Here is a 19,115-nt window from a genome sequence, read left to right as displayed (position 1 = left end):
GGTCGCAGCGCTCGCGAGAGTGCTTGGAGACGTCGCATAGTCCGGCCGAGTGCACCACCCTGCTAAGGTGGAGTCCCCTTTGAGGGGACCGAGGGTTCAAATCCCTCCGTCTCCGCACTGCACGAACTGCAGCACGAAACCCCGGTCCGATCGGACCGGGGTTTCGTCGTTCCCGGGCGCCTCGCATGGTGGCCGAGCCCGCTGGAACCAGGTTCCGGACACCACACCGCGGAAACGCCCGGTGCTGTGTCCGGAACCAGGTTCCGCGGCTCGAGGGCGCGCGCGTCTGACCTCGGGTCACCTCGCACCCGGCCTGGAGGCTCGGCGCACCTCCGCCCCGCCGGCGTCGGCCCCGGCGTGGTCGCCACTCAGGCGCGCGGCGGCCCCGTCGTCGACCGCACGACGAGCGTCGGCGGCACGAGCGTCCGGATGGGATCTGGGGGAGCCGCCGCGACCGCGCCGATCCGCTCGACCAACCGCGCAGCCGCCAGGCGCCCGACCTCGTCGTTGTGCGGGTCGACCGTCGTCAGGCGCAACAGGGGTGACGCGGCGAGCGGGGTCTCGTCGTTGCCGATCACCGAGATGTCCTGCGGCACGCGGAGTCCGGCTTCCTGCACGGCGGCGATCGCGCCCATCGCCATGACGTCGTTCGCGGCGAACACCGCGGTCAGGTCGGGGTGCTCCCGGAGTGCGAGCCGCACGCCCTCGTAGCCGGTGGTCTCCGAGGTCGGGCCGGAGCCGTAGACCAGCGGCTCGATGCCGGAGGCGACCAGCTGCGCGACGGTGGCCTGACGGCGGACGGCAGCCGGGCCTCCCGAGCCGGTGACGTGGGCGATGCGGCGGTGACCCAGGCCGATCAGGTGATCCGCTGCCAGGCGTCCGCCGGCGGCTTCGTCGGAGGCGACCACGTCGAGTCCGCCCGGTACGTCCTCGCGCGCGCCGGCGATCACGACCGGGGTGTCGGCGGGGACGACGACCTCGGGGAAGCCCTCGGCGGCGAGGACCACGCCGTCGACCCGCAGGGAGACCAGGTCGTCGAAGGGCGAGGAGTCGAGGTGGGCGTTGGCGCGGGTGTCGGCGAGGGTGAGGCGGAGTCCGTGCGGGGCGAGGGCCTCACGGATGCCGTCGAGCATCGGGACGTACCAGGGGTTCCGGAAGTCATCGACGATGACCCCGATGGTGCGGGTCCGGGTGCCGGCGAGGATGGCGGCGGCGCGGTTCGGGCGGTAGCCGAGCTCCGCGACGGCGGCGAGCACCGCGGACCGGCGAGCGGGGGAGACCCCGGGGTCGTCGCGCAGCACCATCGACACCAGCGACTTCGAGACGCCCGCGCGTGCGGCGACGTCGATGATCGTCGGCGGGCGAGGGGTCACGCTGAGCCTTTCCGGCACGGTGCTTGACAGGACATGGGCTGGTGCGGTTACAGTCTACCGACACGTTCTGGAACGTTCCAGAATCGGGATCCAGCGACCTTCTCGAAGGAGAGAACATGAGCGACAGCATCGGCGTCGCCGTCATCGGTGCGGGCATGGCGGGCAAGGCCCACATGGCTGCGTGGCGGAACGCCCCCTCCCTCTTCGCCCCGACGCTGCCGCCCGTCCGGCTCGTCTCGGTCGGCGACATCTACGAACCGCTGGCCGCCGAGGCCGCACGTCGCTTCGGCTTCGAGCGGCACGACACCGACTGGCGGGCCATCGCGGCGGCCGACGACATCGACGTGGTGAGCGTCGTCGTCGCGAACACGCTGCACCGCGAGATCGTCGAGGGGCTGCTCGCCGCCGGCAAGCACGTGCTGTGCGAGAAGCCGCTGTCCGACTCGCTCGACGACGCACGCGCGATGGCGACCGCCGCTGCCGACGCCGCACAGCGCGGGGTGCTCGGCCGCATCGGGTTCACCTACCGCAGGGCTCCCGGCCTCGCTGCCATCAAGGAGCTCGTCGAGGACGGCACGCTCGGCCGGGTCCTGCACGTCTCCGGCCGGTACTGGACCGACTACGGCGCCTCGCCCGACGTCCCGTTCTCGTGGCGCTTCGCGGGGGAGCCGGGGTCGGGCGCGCTCGCCGACGTCGGCTCGCACCTGACCTACGTCGCGGAGTTCCTGGCCGGCCCGGTCCGGAGCGTCAGCGGTGGCACGTTCACCACGTCGATCACCGAGCGCCCCGTCGCCGCCGGACACGCCCTGCGGGGGCAGGCCGTCCCGCTCACCGGTGAGACCGCGGCCGTCGGCAACGACGACTACGCCACGTTCAGTGCACGCTTCGGTGACGGCACGGTCGTCGGGTCGCTCGAGGCCTCCCGCGTCGCGGCCGGGCACCCGAACGGGCTCGTCGTCGAGGTGTTCTGCGAGCGCGGCGCCGCCCGATGGGACCAGGAGCGCGCCTCCGAGATCGGCCTCGCCCTGCGGTCCGACGGCTCGCGCCTGGGCGGGTACCGCCAGGTCGTGCTCGGCCCGGACCACCCCTACGTCGCGGGCGGGATGGCGATGGACGCCCCGGGCGTCGGCTGGGGGCAGAACCAGATGTTCGAGTACCAGGCGCGGGCGTTCCTCGACGAGATCGCCGGGCTGTCCGGCACCGTGTCCGACGCCCTGCCCGCGAACGCCACGTTCGACGACGGCGTGCACAACATGGAGGTCCTCGACGCGGTGGCACGGTCCGCCGCGGCCGGGGGCACCACCGAGACGATCAAGGAAGCAGTGACGGCATGAAACTCGGTCTCTACGACGCGATCCTGCACGACCGGCCCCTCGCCGACGCGATCCGGGTCATCGCGGCCAACGGCCTCACCGGCATCGAGCTGAACACCGGCGGGTTCCTGCCCCCGGTGCACGTGCCCGACATCGACGCGATCCTGCAAGACGACGGGGCGCGTGACGCGTTCCTCGCGCAGTTCGCGGGGACCGGCGTCTCGATCGCCGGGCTCAACTGCAACGGCAACCCGCTGCACCCCGACCCGGCGATCGGTCCCGCGCACGCCGAGGACGTCCGGCGCAGCATCCGCCTCGCGGCCCGCCTCGGGCAGGACCGCGTGGTCACGATGTCCGGACTGCCGGCGGGGGAGCCGGGCGGGACGCGACCGAACTGGATCGTGAACGCCTGGAACTCGGCCGCGCTCGACGTCCTCGAGCACCAGTGGAGCGTCGCGGTGCCGTTCTGGCAGGAGATCGACGCCCTGGCCCGGGAGCACGGCGTCAAGGTCGCGCTCGAGCTGCACCCGCAGAACCTCGTGTTCAACCCGGCGTCGATCCGGGAGCTCGTCGAACGCGGCGGGCTGACCAACGTGGGGGTCGAGCTGGACGCCTCGCACCTGTTCTGGCAGCAGATGGACCCGGTGGCGGTCGCCCGCGACCTCGGGCCGCTCGTGTTCCACGCCGCCGCCAAGGACGTCCGGATCAACCCGCACGCTGCGATCAACGGGGTGCTCGACAACTCGTTCCGCCGGTTGTCACCGGACGAGTCACGCACGAACCTCGGCGGCGACGAGTGGGCGAACGAGTGGCCGAAGCCGTCGGCGTGGGACTTCGTCGCGCTCGGCAAGGGGCACGACGAGGCGTACTGGACGACGTTCCTCGAGGCCCTGCGTGCGATCGACCCGGACATGTGGGTGAACATCGAGCACGAGGACACCGAGCTCGGGCGCGAAGAAGGGGTCGCGGTCGCTGCGCGCGTGCTCCGCGCCGCGGACGCGGCGCTGGCGCCCCGGTCCTGACCGTCCGGCAGCTGACCCGGACACTGCCTGGAGGCCCGTGGGTCGTTCCGCGCACGAGGTGACGGATCGGCGTGTGGTGGGCCGTGCCTCCCGGCCCCACCACCCGCGGATCGGCCGCCGGTGCGCGGAACGACCAGTCCGTGCACCCGTACCGGGTGCTGTCACCGGCCCGATGTAGCATGCACGACACCTGTCCCCGACGATGGAGCCCTGCGTGCCGGACCCGACCGACCCCGCCTTCCCGCTCGAACACGTGCGGGCGGTGGGCGACGACATCGTGGCCTCCGTGGCCACGGTGATCGACGGCAAGGCGGAAGCCATCCGCACGGCCCTGACGGTGATGCTCGCCGAGGGGCACCTGCTCGTCGAGGACGTCCCCGGCGTCGGCAAGACCGTGCTCGCCAAGGCGCTCGGTGCCTCGGTCGGCGGGTCGGTGAACCGCATCCAGTTCACCTCGGACATGCTGCCGTCCGACGTCACGGGCGTGAACATCTTCGACCAGTCGTCCGGCACCTTCCGGTTCTCGCCCGGCCCGGTGTTCGCGAACGTGGTCATCGGCGACGAGATCAACCGCACCAGCCCGAAGACCCAGTCGGCCCTGCTCGAGGCGATGGCGGAGTCGCAGGTGACCGTCGACGGTGTGACGCGCCCGCTCGACCGTCCCTTCATGATCGTCGCGACGCAGAACCCGATCGACATGGAGGGCACGTACCCGCTGCCCGAGGCGCAGCGGGACCGCTTCATGGCGCGCATCGCGATGGGCTACCCGAGCGTCGACGCCGAACGGCAGATGCTCGCCAACCGCGGCGGCAGCGACCCGCTGTCGCGCCTGCGGCCGATCGTCGACGTCAGCACACTGCGGGCGATCATCGAGACCGTCGCCGGGGTGCACATCGCCCCCGACGTCGAGGCGTACATCATCGCGATCGTCCGGTCGACGCGCACCCACCCCGACCTCGTGCTCGGTGCGAGCCCCCGCGCGACGCTGCACCTGGCGCAGGCCGCCCGTGCGCACGCCGCCCTGCTCGGCCGCCCGTTCGTCACCCCCGACGACGTCGCGACGCTCGCCCCGATCGTGCTCGCGCACCGGCTCGTGCCGGTCGCCCGTGGGCTCGGCGGCACCGGCGAGGACACCGTGCGCGAGATCGTCGTCCGCATCGTCTCCGACACCGCCATCCCGTTCACGGCCACCCCCGTCCGCTCCTGATGGCCAGTCCATCGGCACCGCCGTCGCTGCTGCGACGCGTCGGTGCCGCGCGGTCCACGGCGGCCCGGTTCGGCCGCCGCGGGCTGTCACTCGCACGCCGCACCCCGTTCCCGCGCCCGACGATCCGGGGCTGGACGGTCATCGCCGTCGGCATCGGCCTGGTCGGCGGCGGCCTGGTCGGCACCACGAGCGTCGCCGTCACGGCCGGCCTGCTGCTGCTCGTGCTGGTCGTGCTGGGCATCGTGATGGCGTTCGTCGTCGCCACCCCGCTCCGCGGCAGCCGCAGCACCGCTCGGGCGATCGTCCAGGTGGGCGAGGTCTACCGGGAACGCATCACCCTCGGCAGCACCAGCCTGCGGATCGGCCCGCGGGCGACGCTGCTCGTCCGCGAACAGCTCGAGGACGCCTTCGCCAGCCTGGCCGAGGCGGAGACCTACGCCGAGGTCGGGCCGAACCTGCCGCCGGCGGTGCTCGACGTCGAGGCGCTCGCGATGCACCGCGGCCGCACCCTGGTCGGGCCCGTGACGATCCGGGTGGAGGACCCGTTCGGCCTGCTCCGGATCGACCGTCCCGTCGTCCCGGCCGAAGAGGTCGTCGTGGTCCCGGCCTCGGCACCCCTCGGGGCGATCGACGCCGGGGCGCTCGCGGGTGCGGTCTCGGCCGACGAGGGCCGGGTCGGACAGGGTGGTTCCGCCGACGACAGCGAACTCCGCCCGTACCGCCCGGGTGACCCGATCCGCCGGGTGCACTGGGCCCAGAGCGCACGGCGCGGTGAACTCCACGTCCGCCAGACCACCCAGGCCCAGCCGCCCGAGGCCGTGATCGCACTGGACGTGCGGCGCGAGTCCTACCAGCGGCTCGGTCGGGAAGACCTCGCCGAGCTCTCCGACCTGGGCGGCGACCAGGCCTTCGAGCACGCCGTCGTGGTGGCCGCCAGTGTCGCCCGCGCGCTCGCCGCCCGGACCTCGCGTGTCGTGCTCGTGTTCGACGGTCCCGAAGGCGCGACCCGGCACGCGGGCGACGTCGGCGGGCTCACCGACGTGCTCGTCGGGCTCGCCGACGTCCGGCTGCGTACCGATGCCCGACAGGTGACCGACGTCCTGCCCGAGGTCCGTGGCCGCGACGTGCACGGCATGACCGCCGTCGTGACCGGCACCTGCACCGCGGCGGAGGCCGCCGAGCTCGTCGGCGCGACCAGTGGGTCGAGCCGCGGCATCCTGGCGACGATCGTGCCGCCGGACCCGGCCGTCCGGGGCATCCTCGACCGTGGCGGCTGGCGGACCCTCGTGGTGCCGGTCGTCGGCGCGACGCCGTCCGGAGCCGCACGGTGACCGGGGTGAGTGCACCGGCGCGTGGTCATGCCGACGTACGCGAGATCCTGGACCGCGACGACGACCTGCGTGACGTCCCGAGCGCCTGGGTCGTGGCCCTCGCGCCGGTGCCGGTGCTCCTCGCCGCGCTCGCCATCCGGCCGCTCGTGCAGGGCATCGCCTGGTGGGCATCGGGCGTCGTCGTCGTCGCCGTGCTCGTCGCCGTGATGCTCGCGGTGCGCCGCCAGACACCCGGGATCCGCTTCGTCGTGCTGGTCGGCACGGTCATCGCCTGCTCGTGCGCGGCCGCCCTGGTCAACGACATCCAACCGCTCGGGTGGCTCGACGCCGACGGGGCCCTCGGACAGACGCTCGCCGCGATCCGCCTGAACCCCGCACCGCTGCCGCAGACCGACGCGATCCGGCTCGTCGTCACCGCGTCGATCGGCTGGGTGGCGGCCGTCTCGCTGTTCCTCGCCGCCATCGCCCGGATCCCGTCGCTCGCCGCCGCCCCGGCCCTCGTCATCCTGATCGTGCCCGGTGTCATCACCGGGCAGCCCGCCGGCACCCCGCTCGTCATCACCACGGCGGTGGCGTTCCTCGCCCTGCTCTGGCTGTCCGTCCGCCCGGTGCAGCGCGCACTGCCGGCCGCCGTCGTCGGGGCGATCGGGCTCGTCGTGGCCATCGGGCTGCCGACGATCGTGCCGCTCAACGCCAGCTGGTTGTCCGGCGTGACCGGTGCGATCCAGTCGCCGATCCAGCCCGGACGGCCCGGCACCCTGCTCGAACTCGGCAACGACCTGCGCCGCCCGAGCGAGCTCGAGGTGTTCCGCTACCGCTCGTCGAACGGGCAGCCCGAGTACCTCAAGCTCGCCGACCTCGACGAGTTCGGCACGGGGGACTGGGTGCCGACCGTGACGAACGCGGCCGAGGCCGACACCGCCGACGAGCAGCAGTGGGCCGAGGGCGTCAACCCGCGCCTGGCGAGCCGTGGCGACGTGACGGTCCGGATCACCGGGCTGTCCAGCACCTACCTGCCGGTGCCGTCGGGCGCGGTGTCGATCGAGTCGCAGTCCACCAACCTCGACCTGTCGCAGTGGCGGTGGATGGGGAACTCGAGCACCGTCCGGTCGACCGGAGCCGCGACCGCCCGCGGTGCCATGTACGAGGTCTACGGGGCCTCGACCTTCGCCAACGACTACCTCGACGCGGTCGCCGCCTCGGGGGTGCTCGCCCGCTCCGACGGCCGTGGCTTCCGGGAGCCCAGCCGCCAGCAGTTGCGCACCGACCTCGCCCTGCCCGACGACCTGCCCGCCAACATCTCGACCGCCGCCACCCGCGTCGCCGCCGCCGCGACCGACGACTACGGGCGGGCGCGGGCGCTCGAGCAGTGGTTCCGCAGCGACCTGTTCACGTACTCCGAGACGGCACCGGTGGAGCAGGGGTACGACGGCGACAGCATGGACGTCGTCTCGACGTTCCTGCGGGTCCGCGACGGGTACTGCGTGCACTTCTCGTCCGCGATGGCTGTGATGGCCCGCACGCTCGGCATCCCCTCGCGCATCGCGGTCGGGTATCGGGCCGGTTCGCCACAGCCCGACGGCGAGTACGCGGTGTCGAACCGGCAGCTGCACTCCTGGCCCGAGCTGTACATCCGGGGCGCCGGGTGGGTCGCCTTCGAGCCGACGCCCGACTCCGACGAGGCCGCGCCGTCCGAGGAGCCCTCGGCTTCGCCGACCGCGGTGACGCCGGAGACCCCGCTGCCGGCGCCCGAGCAGACCACCCCGGCGCAGGATTCAGCGTCACCGACCCCGTCGGCGTCCCCGGCACCGGGTGCCGCGGGTGCGTCCGGAACGGGTGGCACAGGCGGCCCGGTCGGGCTGCTCGTGGGCCTGTTGCTCGTGCTCGCGGTCCTCGTCGCTCCGGGCCTCGTGCGGGCAGTTCGTCGCCGGTCGAGGCTGTCGGCGATCGCCGCCGGGCGCTCACCCGCCGTGCAGGCGTGGCGGGAGTTGCTCGACGACGTCGCCGACCACGGGTACGCCCCGGGCATCGCGCCGCCGGGTGATGCCGCCGCGGTGGCCCGGACCGCCCGAGCGGTGCTCGGACGCCTGCGGCCCGGGTTGCCGGCGTCGGTCGTGCCGCACCTGGAGGCCACGGTCGACGCGGTCGACCGCGAGCGCTTCGCCGCCGACGGGATCGCGTCGGTCGACAGCGCGGCGCTGGAGCGTCACGTCCGCGAAGCTCGTGGCGCTCTCGACGCGTCCGTGCCCGCTCTGCGAGTCGTGCGGTCGCGCCTGCTGCCGCCGAGCCTGCTGCCGTCGTCCGCCTGGTCCCACGACGGGCCGAAGCCCCGCCGTCGGGATCGTCGCACGGCCTGACGCGGGCGCGTGCGCGTCAGCACCGTGCGAGGGTCCGCCCACCGCACCCCGCGTCAGCGCCGGCGGACGACCGCTTCGACCAGGGCGGCGATGAGCTCGCCCGGGTCGACGCCGGGCAACGCCGGCGTGTCGAACACCAGGCCGACGTTCGCCCCGATGAGCACGGTCGCGAACTCCTCCGGGGTCATGCCGACGTCGACCTCGGGGTGTGCACCGAGCCACAGCCGCACCAGCTCGAGCACCCCGTCCTGCAGGACCCGGCGCTGCCGGATGAACTCGGGCAGGAACTCCGGGTGGCGCACGGCGTACCCGCGGAACGCCGAGAGCAGCGCGAACTGCTCGCTCTGGTCGTGCTGTCCGAACGCAGCGCGCAGGACGTCGCCGACGTCGACGGCGGCGATGTCGGCGTGCACGAGCTGCTGCAGTGAGCCGAGCACCAGGTTCGTGGACCGCTGCATGACCTGCGCGAGCAGGTCCTCCTTGGACGAGAAGTTCGAGTAGACCGCACCCTTGCTGAACCCCGCGCGCGCGGCGACGTCGTCGAGCCGGGCGCCGTAGACACCCTGTTCGGCGAAGACCGCGGCTCCGGCGGCGAGCAGGCGTTCCCGGACCTCGGCACGCGGGATGCGCTGGGTGCGGGAAGCGTCGTCGCTCATCGGTTGCTGCTCCGACCTGTGGTGGTGGTCGTCGGGGGGGAGCATCGTGGTGGAGACCTGCCGCGCCGCGCGTCTGATCCCGCGCGGCATCAGCGAAGCCCCCATCCCCACGTCTGCTCGGAACCGGCGCGTTCGGGTCGCGTCGGTGCTGTGCGGACAGCGTTCACCGGGATCATCCCCGGCAGAACTGCCAGGACGATACCCGGCGGTACTGATCGTACCGTCGCGGAGGCGCGGAAGACAGCCCCTCAGTCCTCGTGCTCTTCTCGGACACTGCCGGCACCGGTTCGACGGCCCGGCCGGCGGAGCAACCGGAGCGCGTCCGGCCGCAGGCTCCGACCCCGCCGGAGCAGCGAACCGAGGGTCGACTTCGGCTGCCAGTCACGGCCGTTCGGCAGCCCCCAGCCCCGGCGGACCGCTCCCCAGCGGAGCCCGAGCGACAGGGTGATCGCGAGCAGGATGCCGAGCGACGGCGACCCGAGCGCCGAGGCGATCACCATCACGGCCGACGCGGCGACGGCCACGGTGGCGTACAGCGCGTTCCCGCCGAACACCGCCGGCACCCGCCGCAGCAACAGGTCGCGCATGGCCCCGCCGCCGACCGCGGTGATGGTCCCCATGATGATCGCCGCGGGCCAGTCGAGCCCGGCGTCGTAGGTCCGCTGCACGCCGACCACGGCCCAGAACCCGATCACGGCGGCGTCGAGCACGGTGAACAGCCGGTCCCACGTCACCTCGGAGAACGACACGAGGAACGCGATCAGCGCCCCGGCGACGGCGACCGGCACGTACAGCGGGTCGACGAGCGCGACGGGTGGTCCGTTCTGCAGCAGGGTGTCGCGGAGGATCCCGCCGCCGAGTCCGGAAACGAACCCGACGACCAGGAACCCGAACAGGTCGAAGTCCATCGCGCGGGCGATGGAGCCGCCGAGCAGGGCGGACGCGAACACCCCGGCGAGGTCGAGCACGTTCGTGACCGACGCCAGGCCGTCGACGGACAGCAGGTTCATGAGAACCATCAAACATCACGTCGCACGGCTGGCGGGCCGTTCGGCGGTTAGGTTAGCCTCACCTTCGTCATGCTCGCCACTCTCGTCATCGGTCTCCGTGAAGGCCTCGAAGCCACGCTCATCGTCGGCATCATCGCCGCGTTCCTGCGTCGCAACCGCGTCCCGCTCGCCCCGATGTGGTCGGGCGTCGGGCTCGCGGTGCTGCTCAGCATCGCCGTCGGCTTCGGGTTGCAGGCCGTCGAGCAGGCGCTGCCGCAGGCCCAGCAGGAGGGCATGGAGGCGGTCATCGGCATCGTCGCCGTCGTCTTCGTCACGGGCATGATCGTCTGGATGCGCACGCACGCACGCACCCTGACTGCCGACCTCGAGGCCAGTGCGACCGCGGCACTCGGCCGGGGCACCGCCTGGGCACTCGCCGGCATGGCGTTCCTCGCCGTCCTGAAGGAGGGCTTCGAGACCTCGGTGTTCCTCCTCGCCACGTTCCAGGCGTCGTCGGACACCGGCCTCGCCGCCCTCGGGGCCGTGATCGGCATCGCGGCCGCGGTCGTCGTCGGCTTCGGCATCTACACCGGTGGCGTCCGCCTCGACCTGTCGCGGTTCTTCACCGGCACCGGGGTCTTCCTGGTCTTCGTCGCCGGCGGCCTGGTGCTGACCGTCCTCCGCCGCGCGCACGAGGCCGGCTGGATCGTCATCGGCCAGCAGCGCACCGTCGACCTGTCGTGGCTCGCCCCGAACGGTTCGGTGCAGGGCGCCCTGGTCACCGGCGTGCTCGGCATCCCGCCGGACCCGCGGGTCATCGAGGTGCTCGGCTGGTTCCTCTACGTCGTCCCGGTGCTGGCCCTGACCCTCTGGCCGCGCGCCTGGCGTCCGTCGCCGGAGCGCGTGCCCCGGGTACGCGCCGTCGTCGCCGGTGCACTCGCCGTGGCCGCAGCGGCGCTCGCGATCGCCGTGCCGACGGGCGGGGTGGACCTGCCCCGCACGACCGCGGTCAGCGGCGACGCCAGCTCCGTCTCCGCCAACGTCGACGGTGCGTCCGGCGTCCTGCGGGTGGCCGGCACCGGAACCGGCCAGGAGGCCCCGATCGCCCTGCCGACATCGGCCCACCGCCGCGTCACCCGCGCGGGCGTGACCGCCGACCGGTGGCGCGTCGTGCAGGCCGGCACCGGTGTGCAGGACGGGGCCGGCGATCAGGGGAGCGGTGCCGACCGTCCGTCGACGCTGACCCTGGACGACCTCGTCACCCTGTTCGGCCGCCTGCCCGTCGGGGTCTCCCCGTCGACGAACCCCGGTCCGTTCGCGGCCCGCTGGGCCGTGCGCGACACGGTGACCCTGTGGACGGTCCGCGGTGGGGTCCTGGACGCGACCCGCGACCAACGCGAGGTGCTGACGCTGAGCGGTGGGGGCCTCCCGTCCGCGCGCACCACGACCCTGGACCGCACCGTCTGGTCCGTCCCCGACGCCCGCGTCGAGCGGTCGGCCGCCTCGGTGGCCGCAGCGGACTCGCGATCAGCCGACCTGCTGCTCTGGAAGGCCTGGCTGCCGATCGCCCTCGGCACCGCGGCCGCCGTCCAGGCGCTGCTGGCCCTCCGTGACCGGCGTCGCCGGCGCCTCCCCACCATCCCCACCCCCGAACCCGTCCCCGCTCGTGGCCCTCCGGCCGCGGACCCTGCAAGGAGCACCGACCATGTCCTTCGGTAAGCCCGTCCGACCCCTGATCACCCTGGGCGCCCTCGGCGCCGTCACCGCCCTCGCACTCACCGGGTGCGCCGGTGGGTCCGCCGACGCAGGCGGCTCCGGCTCCGGCGACGACGCGAAGGTCTCCCGCGTCACCATCACGCTCACCAACGACGGGGAGGACGCCTGTGCGGTGTCCTCGACGAAGGTCCCGGCGGGCCCCGTCACCTTCACGGTGAAGAACGAGTCGTCGACCGCGATCACCGAGGTCGAGCTGCTGCAGGACCAGCGGATCCTCGGCGAGAAGGAGAACCTGGCGCCTGGCCTCGACGCCGTCCGCTTCACCGCGACGCTGACCGGCGGGGAGTACCAGGTGTACTGCCCCGGAGCCGAGACCGAGCTGACGGACTTCACCGTCACCGGCAAGGCCGCGTCGACCGCGAACAGCAGCGCCTCGACCCTGCTCCGCGACGGGGCGAAGGGCTACGCGACCTACGTCGACGGCCAGGTCACCGACATGGTCGCCGCGGTCCAGCAGCTGCAGAAGGACATCGACGCCGGCGACCTCGACGCGGCGAAGACCGACTACGCGAACGCCCGCCCGTTCTACGAGCACGTCGAGAGCGACGTCGACGGCTTCGTCAAGAAGGGGTTCAAGGCCACCGACAACGCCGGCAACCTCGACTACCTGATCGACATGCGCGCCTCGAACCTCGACCCGGCCGTCGGCTGGAGCGGGTTCCACGCCGTCGAGAAGGACCTGTTCCAGGCCGGGAAGATCACCGCTTCGACCAAGCAGACCGCCGCGGACCTGACCGAGGACGTGCAGCTGCTCGCGAAGCTCGTGCCGACCCTGGACTACAAGCCGGAGGACCTGGCGAACGGTGCCGCCGGCCTGCTCGAAGAGGTGCAGTCGAACAAGATCACCGGCGAGGAAGAGGCGTACAGCCACATCGACCTCGTCGACCTCGCCGCCAACGTCGAGGGTGCCCGTCAGGCCTTCGCGTACCTCAAGCCGGGGCTGACCAAGCTCGACCCGGCCCTGACGAAGCAGATCGCGAAGCAGTTCGACGCCACGAACACGCTGATGGACGGCTACCGCGACGCCGACGACCTGGGCGGCTTCGCGAGCTGGGACGCCGCCACCAAGCAGTCCGACGCGAACACGATCTCGCAGCAGATCCAGGCGCTCCAGGACCCGCTGTCCCGCCTGGCCGAGAAGGTCGCGACCGCGTGACCGAGCCGGACGAGGCACCCCGGGCGAACGTCTCCCGCCGCGGACTGTTCGGCGCCGGCCTCGCGGTGGCCGGTGCCGGGGTCGGCGCGGCAGCGGGCGTCGGCGGCGCCACCGCGGCGACCGGCGTGAACCCGTTCACGGCGGCGACGAACGGCGACGAGTCGATCGACCTGTCGCAGAGCCAGCCGTTCTACGCCACCGCGGCACGGCAGCCACAGGGCGGGATCCGCACCACCCCGCAGCGCTACTGCGTCTACATGACGTTCGACCTGTCGACGACCGTCACGACCGAGTTGCAGGTGCTCCTCGCCCGGTGGTCGGCCGCGATCGCCCAGCTGCAGGCCGGCAAGACCGTCGGCAGCGTCGAACCGGCGCACGGCAACGGGGTCGGCGCCGACACGGGCGAGGCGCTCGACCTCGGGCCGGCGTCCCTGACCGTGACGGTGGGCCTCGGCCCCGGCGTCTTCGACGAGCGCTTCGGGCTGGCCGACCGGCGCCCGGCGTCGCTCGCCGACATCCCGACGCTGCCGAGCGACAACCTGCAGGAGGGGCTGAGCGGCGGTGACCTGTCCCTGCAGGCCTGCGCCGACGACCCCCAGGTGGCGTACCACGCGGTGCGCGACCTGGCACGGATGGCCCGTGGCACCGCGACCGTCCGCTGGACCGTGCTCGGCTTCGGCCGCGCGTCGGCGGGGCCGCACCAGAGCACGCCCCGCAACCTGATGGGGTTCAAGGACGGCACCCGGAACATCACGACCGACGCCGACCACGACCGGTTCGTCTGGCTCGACCGCGACGCCGGGTGGATGGCCGGGGGCAGCTACCAGGTGGTGCGGAAGATCCGGATGAACATCGAGACCTGGGACGCCGACGTCGTCAGCGACCAGCAGCGGGTGTTCGGGCGGACGAAGATCCAGGGCGCACCGCTCTCCGGCGGACAGGAGCACACCACCCCGGACTTCCACGCGAAGGACGACGACGGTGCGACGAAGATCGACGCGACGTCGCACATCGCCCTCGCCGCCCACGAGGCGAACGGCGGCGTGAAGATCCTGCGGCGGCCGTACAACTACACCGACGGGCTCAACGAGTACGGCCAGCTCGACGCCGGGCTGCTCTTCATCGCCTACGTGAACGACCCGGACCACTTCACGCGGCTGCAGCGGAAGCTCGGCGCCTCGGACCGGCTGAACGAGTACGTCTCGCACATCGGGTCCGCGGTGTTCGCCGTCCCGCCGGCACCCCGCAAGGGCTCGTACATCGGCGAGCAGCTGTTCCACTGAGACGGGGAGTGGGCGCCCTCCGCCGTTTCCCTGGAGGCGGAGGACGCCCGCGTCGCGGAGTCTCGCCGAACGGAACCACCGTCGACTTGCTGAAAGCGACCCGGCACGACGCGTCGCGGTGCGACACTCCCGAGAGTACCCCGCGGATCCGCGGATCCGCAGCGATCGACCGGGATGGGACAGCAACCGTGACCGCCGGGGTGCGCGACGTTCGCGCCGGGCGTGTCCCGGGCCTCCTGACCGACGCGAACGGGCCGCCTCACCAGGGTGAGACGGCCCGTTCGCATCGTGTGCCCGCAGGCTCGCGGTCAGTCCGTCAGGACCGTCGCGCCACGTCGTGCGCGGTTGCGGCGGAGGACCACGAGTGCCGTGATCCCGGCGAGCAGGAGCAGGCCCGCCGCGATCGCCGGAGCGGTCAGGTCCGCACCCGTGTAGGCGAGGTCGCCACCGGCGCGCGGGTCGTCGACGGTCCCGCCGACGCCACCGATGCCGGCGTCGTCACCGGCACCCGCGCCGGGGCCGGGGGTGACCCCGCCGCCCGTGCCCGGGGTCGGGTCGACCGGGTCCGTCGGGTCCGTCGGGTCCGTGGGGTCGGTCGGGTCGACCGCTGCGGCCACCGGGATGGTCACGGCGAGGGTGATGGTCTGGCCCGGCAGGGTGACCACGAGCGGTGCGTCCGTCGTGGCGACGGGCTCGGCCACCGCGGCGAGCGAGACGGAGCCGGCGGTGCGGGCGGCGGCGCGTGCAGCCGGGGCCTCGATCTCGGGGACCGTGACGGTCAGGGTCGCGCGACCCTGCTCGTCGTTCTTGTCGGTGATCGTCGGGTCGATCGCGGCCGATGCCAGCTCCTTGCCGTCCGCGCTGACCGAGACGGTGCCGGCCTTCGCGGGGTCTTCGCTGCTGAACACGAGCGACGACAGGTCGAGCTGGATCGCGTCACCGGGCTGGAACCCACCAGCCGGGGTCGGCGTGACCGTGACGCCGACGGCGCGCTGGTCCTTCAGGGGTTCGACCTTCGGGTGGGCGAGGAAGTAGTCCACCTGGGCCTGCAGGTCGACCTGGCCGGAGTCGGCGACGTTCGTGCCGGTCGCGAAGGCGGCGAAGTTGTCGCCACCGGTCGACAGGAACGAGTTGACGGTCACCTTGAGGGTGTCGGTCAGCGCGATCGCCTCGCCGTCGAGGGTCATGCCGGTGATGCGCTCGCCGCGGCCCTTCGACGGGTCGTAGGTGTACGCGAAGCCGTCCGAGACGCCGAGCTTCAGGAACGGACGCTCGAGTCCGTCCGGCTGCCACTGCTGCTCGAGGGCGTTCTTGATCTGCTGGCCGGTCATGTCCTTCGTCACCAGGGTGTTGGCGAACGGCTGGACGAGCGCGGCTTCCTTGTAGGTGACGGTGCCGTCCGGGTCGCCGGCGCCGCTGGACGCGTAGACCATGTCGGTGCGGAGGCCGCCCGGGTTCATGAAGGCGATCTTCGAGCCGTTGCGGGCGGTGGCGCTGCGCTGGACCTCGGCGATGTAGTTGCCGAGCACGGACTCGCCACCGCGGTTCTCGGCCTTGCGGTCGGACTGCACGGCGCGACGCAGGTCACCCGTGATCTCGCCGAGCTTCTCGCTGCCCTTGACGTCGGCGACGGCCTTCGCGGCGGTCACGATGCCGCTCACGGCGTTGACCGAGGTGGCGTCGACGGGCACCCGGGTCTCGGCGTTGACCGACTTGACCTCGGACGTGATCCCGGTGAGCTGCTTGTCAGCGTCCACCGTGAGCCGCAGGTGCCCGAAGGCGACGCCGTAGGAGCCGGCCTGGATCACCGGACGCTTCGTGCCGCCGGGGCCGGCGATGGAGTGGTCGTACGTCGCGTGGGTGTGCGCCGAGACGATTGCCGAGACCTTCGACGAGACGCCGGAGGTGATCTTGCCGAACGAACCGGTGCCGGTGGCGTCGGCGAGCGCGCTCGTGGTGGCGCCCTCGTGCACGAGCAGGACGAGCACGTCGGCCTCGCCGTTGTCGTCCTCGCCGTCGGTGAGCTGCTCCGCGTACCGGTTGACCTGGCTGACGATCGGCGCCATCGCGAGGCCCTCGACCCCGCCGGGGCTGACGAGTCCGGGGATGAGGTCCTCGGTGGTCGCGCCGATGAAGCCGACCTTGACGCCGCCCTTCTCCACGATGGAGTACGGCGTGAACGCGGGGTCGGTGGTGCCGGCCTTGACGATGTTCGCCGAGACGTACGGCCAGTCGGCACGGTCCTCGATTCGGCCGGTCAGGTCGCTCTGACCCTTGTCGAGCTCGTGGTTGCCGATCGCGCTCACGTCGAGGTCCATGGCGTTCAGGGCGTCGATCGTGGGGGAGTCCTGCTGGATGAGCGAGGTGAAGGTCGAGGCGCCCACGTTGTCGCCGACGCTGGCGAAGATCGTGTTGGGGTTGGCCTCGCGGTACGACTGCACGACGCCGGCGAGCTTCGCGGCGCCGGCGGCCTTGTCGGCGGCGGTGCCCTCGGACTCGATGCGACCGTGGAAGTCGTTGACGTCGATGATGTCGATCGTCGTGTCACCCTCGGCGGCGACGGCTGCGGACGGGACGGACAGTGCGACCAGGACCCCGGCGGTGGCGAGGGCCGCGCCGGCGCCGAGGCGTCGTCGGGTCTTCGCACCGGCGGTTCCGGTGGTGTGGGAAGTGTTCATCGCCGTCGAACCTACGAAGGCGCACAGGCGACTCGCCAGACCCCATCGCAAGTCGTCACACGACGTTCACACGGCCGTCCCCCCTCGCACCGCCCGACCCGGTTCAGTCGCGGCCGAGGGCGCCCTTCACCCGCTCGGTGACCTCGGTCGCCATCGCCTTGGCGGAGTCCTTCACGACGTCGAACTCGACCGGGTCGCCCTTCAGCAGGCTCTTCGCCGTGTTGATCGCGTACTCCTTCGTGATGTGCGGGGGCAGCGGCGGGACGCTCCGGCTGACGTAGGCGTCGATGAGGGTCACCCCCTGATGGGCGAACGCCCGCTCGACCGCCGCCTCGACCTCGGAGTCCTCGTGCACCGCGATGCCCTGGAACCCGAGCAGCGTCGCGTACCCGGCGTAGTCGATCGACTCGACGTCCTGCGAGCCGCGCCACATCGGGTTGCCGTCCTCGGTGCGCATCTCCCACGACACCTGGCCGAGGTCGTCGTTGTGCATGACCACGATGACGAGCTGCTGGTTCGGCCAGGCCGCCAGGTACTTCTTCACGGTGATCAGCTCGTTCATGCCGAGCATCTGGAAGGCCCCGTCGCCGATCGTGCACACCGCCGGACGGTCCGGGAACGCGAACTTCGCCGTCACCGCGTACGGCATCGCCGCGAGCATCGTCGCGAGCCGGCCGGACATGTCGCCGCGCATCCCCTCGCGCAGCCGGATGTGGTGGCCGTACCAGTCGGCGGTGGTGCCGGCGTCCGCGGTGACCGTGACGCCGTCGGGCAGCCGGTCGTTCACGGCCTGGATCACCCGGCGCGGGTTCACCCCGTCGTCGTAGGCGACCTCGGACTGCGCACGCATCTCCGACTCCCACTCGCGCATCTCGTGGGCGACCGTCTGCTGGAAGGACCTGTCGGTCTTCTGCTCGAGCAGGGGGAGCACGGCGTCGAGCGTCGAGCCGACGTCGCCCCACAGGTTCAGCTCGGTCGGGTACCGCAGACCGAGCTGCTCCGGCTTGATGTCGACCTGGATGCCCCGGGCCTGCCCGGACTTCGGCATGTACTCGCCGTACGGGTAGTTGGTGCCGAGGAGCACGAGGGTGTCGCAGTCGCGGATCTGGTGCAGCGACGGCAGCGACCCGAGCAACCCGAGCTGCTGCGAGTGGTACGGCACGTCGGACGGGATCACGTCCTTGCCGCGGAGCGCCGTGATGATCCCCGCGCCCGCCTTCTCGGCCGCGGCGAGCACCTGGGCCGTCGCACCGCGCGCACCGGCGCCGACCAGGAACGTCACCTTCGACCCGGCGTTGATGATCTCCGCCATCTTCCGCACCTCGTCGGCGGGCGGCGTGATCCGGGTGGACGCGGGGACGTCGCTCGATCGCGAGGCCCAGTGCTCCAGCGGCGGTGCGTCGTACGTCATCGCCTGCACGTCGTGGGGCAGCACGACGACGGCCGGCTGCTTGCGGAGCGACGCCGTGCGGAAAGCGGTGTCGAGCACCACGCCGACGGCTTCGGGAGTGGCCACCGTCTGCACGTAGCAGGCGACGTCGGCGAAGACGCGCTCCAGGTTCGACTCCTGCTGCGTGAACGAGCCCATCGCGGCGAGCCCCTGCTGACCGACGATCGCCACCACCGGCTGGTTGTCCATCTGCGCGTCGTACAGGCCGTTCAGCAGGTGGAAGGCGCCGGGACTCGACGTCGCGACGCACACCCCGACCTCGCCGGTGAACTTCGCGTGCGCGGTCGCCATCAGCGCCGCGATCTCCTCGTGCGTGGGCCGGACGTACTCCAGGCCGTCACCCTTCGACGCCGCCTTGCCGAGCGCGCCGTCGAAGGCGCCGATCCCGTCGCCGGGGTAGCCGAACACGCGGGAGACCCCCCACGCCTTGATGCGGTCGATGACGAAGTCGCTCACGGTCGTGCTCATGGCACCAGCGTGCGCGGGCGCGCACGGGTCCGTTCACAGGCTCTGGTCGGGAGGCC

Annotated in this window: 13 protein-coding genes and 1 tRNA gene; 9 read left to right on the top strand and 5 right to left on the bottom strand. The window is 72.4% G+C overall.

Going from position 1 to position 19,115, the window contains the following annotated elements; genetic code table 11:
• The first annotated feature begins 25 nt into the window (after window positions 1–25).
• A tRNA-Ser gene (locus tag DEI85_RS13405) sits at window positions 26–115 on the top strand.
• Between the two features lie 253 nt (window positions 116–368).
• Here the strand turns inward: DEI85_RS13405 and DEI85_RS13400 are convergent.
• Window positions 369–1,373 carry a LacI family DNA-binding transcriptional regulator gene (locus tag DEI85_RS13400; protein WP_111122936.1) on the bottom strand — a complete coding sequence of 335 codons (1,005 nt, stop codon included), beginning with the start codon at window positions 1,371–1,373 and terminating at the stop codon, window positions 369–371.
• Window positions 1,374–1,489: 116 nt separating this feature from the next.
• On the opposite strand from DEI85_RS13400, the gene DEI85_RS13395 reads away from it, so the two are divergent.
• The 5 genes from DEI85_RS13395 (at window position 1,490) to DEI85_RS13375 (ending at window position 8,603) form a co-directional block, all read left to right on the top strand.
• Entirely contained in the window at window positions 1,490–2,707 is a 1,218-nt protein-coding gene (locus tag DEI85_RS13395; protein WP_111122937.1) for a Gfo/Idh/MocA family protein, read from the top strand.
• Entirely contained in the window at window positions 2,704–3,708 is a 1,005-nt protein-coding gene (locus tag DEI85_RS13390) for a sugar phosphate isomerase/epimerase family protein (protein ID WP_110862447.1), read from the top strand. Before DEI85_RS13395 ends, DEI85_RS13390 begins: the two co-directional genes overlap by 4 nt.
• Window positions 3,709–3,910: 202 nt before the next feature.
• Window positions 3,911–4,915, top strand: coding sequence for an AAA family ATPase (locus tag DEI85_RS13385; RefSeq protein WP_111091172.1), 1,005 nt, complete (start codon window positions 3,911–3,913; stop codon window positions 4,913–4,915).
• Window positions 4,915–6,246 carry a DUF58 domain-containing protein gene (locus tag DEI85_RS13380; protein ID WP_111122938.1) on the top strand — a complete coding sequence of 444 codons (1,332 nt, stop codon included), beginning with the start codon at window positions 4,915–4,917 and terminating at the stop codon, window positions 6,244–6,246. Before DEI85_RS13385 ends, DEI85_RS13380 begins: the two co-directional genes overlap by 1 nt.
• A gap of 5 nt (window positions 6,247–6,251) precedes the next feature.
• The gene (locus DEI85_RS13375; protein ID WP_146248962.1) at window positions 6,252–8,603 is read left to right on the top strand and encodes a transglutaminase TgpA family protein; all 2,352 of its coding nucleotides are present in this window, start codon (window positions 6,252–6,254) and stop codon (window positions 8,601–8,603) included.
• A gap of 53 nt (window positions 8,604–8,656) precedes the next feature.
• Here DEI85_RS13375 and DEI85_RS13370 read toward each other — a convergent pair whose 3' ends face one another.
• Both DEI85_RS13370 and DEI85_RS13365 read right to left on the bottom strand, forming a co-directional pair.
• Window positions 8,657–9,259 carry a TetR/AcrR family transcriptional regulator gene (locus DEI85_RS13370; protein ID WP_181436285.1) on the bottom strand — a complete coding sequence of 201 codons (603 nt, stop codon included), beginning with the start codon at window positions 9,257–9,259 and terminating at the stop codon, window positions 8,657–8,659.
• Between the two features lie 248 nt (window positions 9,260–9,507).
• Window positions 9,508–10,269, bottom strand: coding sequence for a trimeric intracellular cation channel family protein (locus DEI85_RS13365; RefSeq protein ID WP_110862452.1), 762 nt, complete (start codon window positions 10,267–10,269; stop codon window positions 9,508–9,510).
• A gap of 69 nt (window positions 10,270–10,338) precedes the next feature.
• On the opposite strand from DEI85_RS13365, the gene efeU reads away from it, so the two are divergent.
• Genes efeU through efeB form a run of 3 tightly spaced genes read left to right on the top strand, consistent with a single transcriptional unit; the run spans window position 10,339 to window position 14,463 of the window.
• Window positions 10,339–11,967, top strand: a complete 1,629-nt coding sequence (gene efeU, locus DEI85_RS13360) for an iron uptake transporter permease EfeU (protein ID WP_111091174.1) — start codon at window positions 10,339–10,341, stop codon at window positions 11,965–11,967.
• Window positions 11,954–13,180 carry an iron uptake system protein EfeO gene (gene efeO / locus DEI85_RS13355; protein WP_111122941.1) on the top strand — a complete coding sequence of 409 codons (1,227 nt, stop codon included), beginning with the start codon at window positions 11,954–11,956 and terminating at the stop codon, window positions 13,178–13,180. Before efeU ends, efeO begins: the two co-directional genes overlap by 14 nt.
• On the top strand, window positions 13,177–14,463 hold the full coding sequence (efeB, locus tag DEI85_RS13350; RefSeq protein ID WP_111122942.1) for an iron uptake transporter deferrochelatase/peroxidase subunit: 1,287 nt from the start codon (window positions 13,177–13,179) through the stop codon (window positions 14,461–14,463). Before efeO ends, efeB begins: the two co-directional genes overlap by 4 nt.
• Window positions 14,464–14,771: 308 nt before the next feature.
• Here efeB and DEI85_RS13345 read toward each other — a convergent pair whose 3' ends face one another.
• Window positions 14,772–17,141: a bifunctional metallophosphatase/5'-nucleotidase gene (locus tag DEI85_RS13345; RefSeq protein ID WP_111122943.1), complete on the bottom strand. Its 2,370-nt coding sequence runs from the start codon at window positions 17,139–17,141 to the stop codon at window positions 14,772–14,774.
• 103 nt (window positions 17,142–17,244) lie between these two features.
• Window positions 17,245–19,059, bottom strand: a complete 1,815-nt coding sequence (locus DEI85_RS13340) for a thiamine pyrophosphate-requiring protein (RefSeq protein WP_110862615.1) — start codon at window positions 19,057–19,059, stop codon at window positions 17,245–17,247.
• Window positions 19,060–19,115 lie beyond the last annotated feature (56 nt).

Source organism: Curtobacterium sp. MCBD17_026 (assembly GCF_003234895.2).
Classification (GTDB): Bacteria; Actinomycetota; Actinomycetes; order Actinomycetales; family Microbacteriaceae; genus Curtobacterium; species Curtobacterium flaccumfaciens.
Note: the sequence above shows the minus strand (reverse complement) of the source record. Positions and strands in the feature narration are given on the sequence as shown.

Bases quoted from the DNA above. Each gene is read 5' to 3' on its own strand.
- DEI85_RS13395 (WP_111122937.1), top strand. From the start codon at position 1,490: ATGAGCGACAGCATCGGCGTCGCCGTCATCGGTGCGGGCATGGCGGGC.
- DEI85_RS13390 (WP_110862447.1), top strand. From the start codon at position 2,704: ATGAAACTCGGTCTCTACGACGCGATCCTGCACGACCGGCCCCTCGCC.
- DEI85_RS13385 (WP_111091172.1), top strand. From the start codon at position 3,911: ATGGAGCCCTGCGTGCCGGACCCGACCGACCCCGCCTTCCCGCTCGAA.
- DEI85_RS13380 (WP_111122938.1), top strand. From the start codon at position 4,915: ATGGCCAGTCCATCGGCACCGCCGTCGCTGCTGCGACGCGTCGGTGCC.
- DEI85_RS13370 (WP_181436285.1), bottom strand. From the start codon at position 9,259: ATGAGCGACGACGCTTCCCGCACCCAGCGCATCCCGCGTGCCGAGGTC.
- DEI85_RS13365 (WP_110862452.1), bottom strand. From the start codon at position 10,269: ATGAACCTGCTGTCCGTCGACGGCCTGGCGTCGGTCACGAACGTGCTC.
- efeU (WP_111091174.1), top strand. From the start codon at position 10,339: ATGCTCGCCACTCTCGTCATCGGTCTCCGTGAAGGCCTCGAAGCCACG.
- efeO (WP_111122941.1), top strand. From the start codon at position 11,954: ATGTCCTTCGGTAAGCCCGTCCGACCCCTGATCACCCTGGGCGCCCTC.
- DEI85_RS13345 (WP_111122943.1), bottom strand. From the start codon at position 17,141: ATGAACACTTCCCACACCACCGGAACCGCCGGTGCGAAGACCCGACGA.
- DEI85_RS13340 (WP_110862615.1), bottom strand. From the start codon at position 19,059: ATGAGCACGACCGTGAGCGACTTCGTCATCGACCGCATCAAGGCGTGG.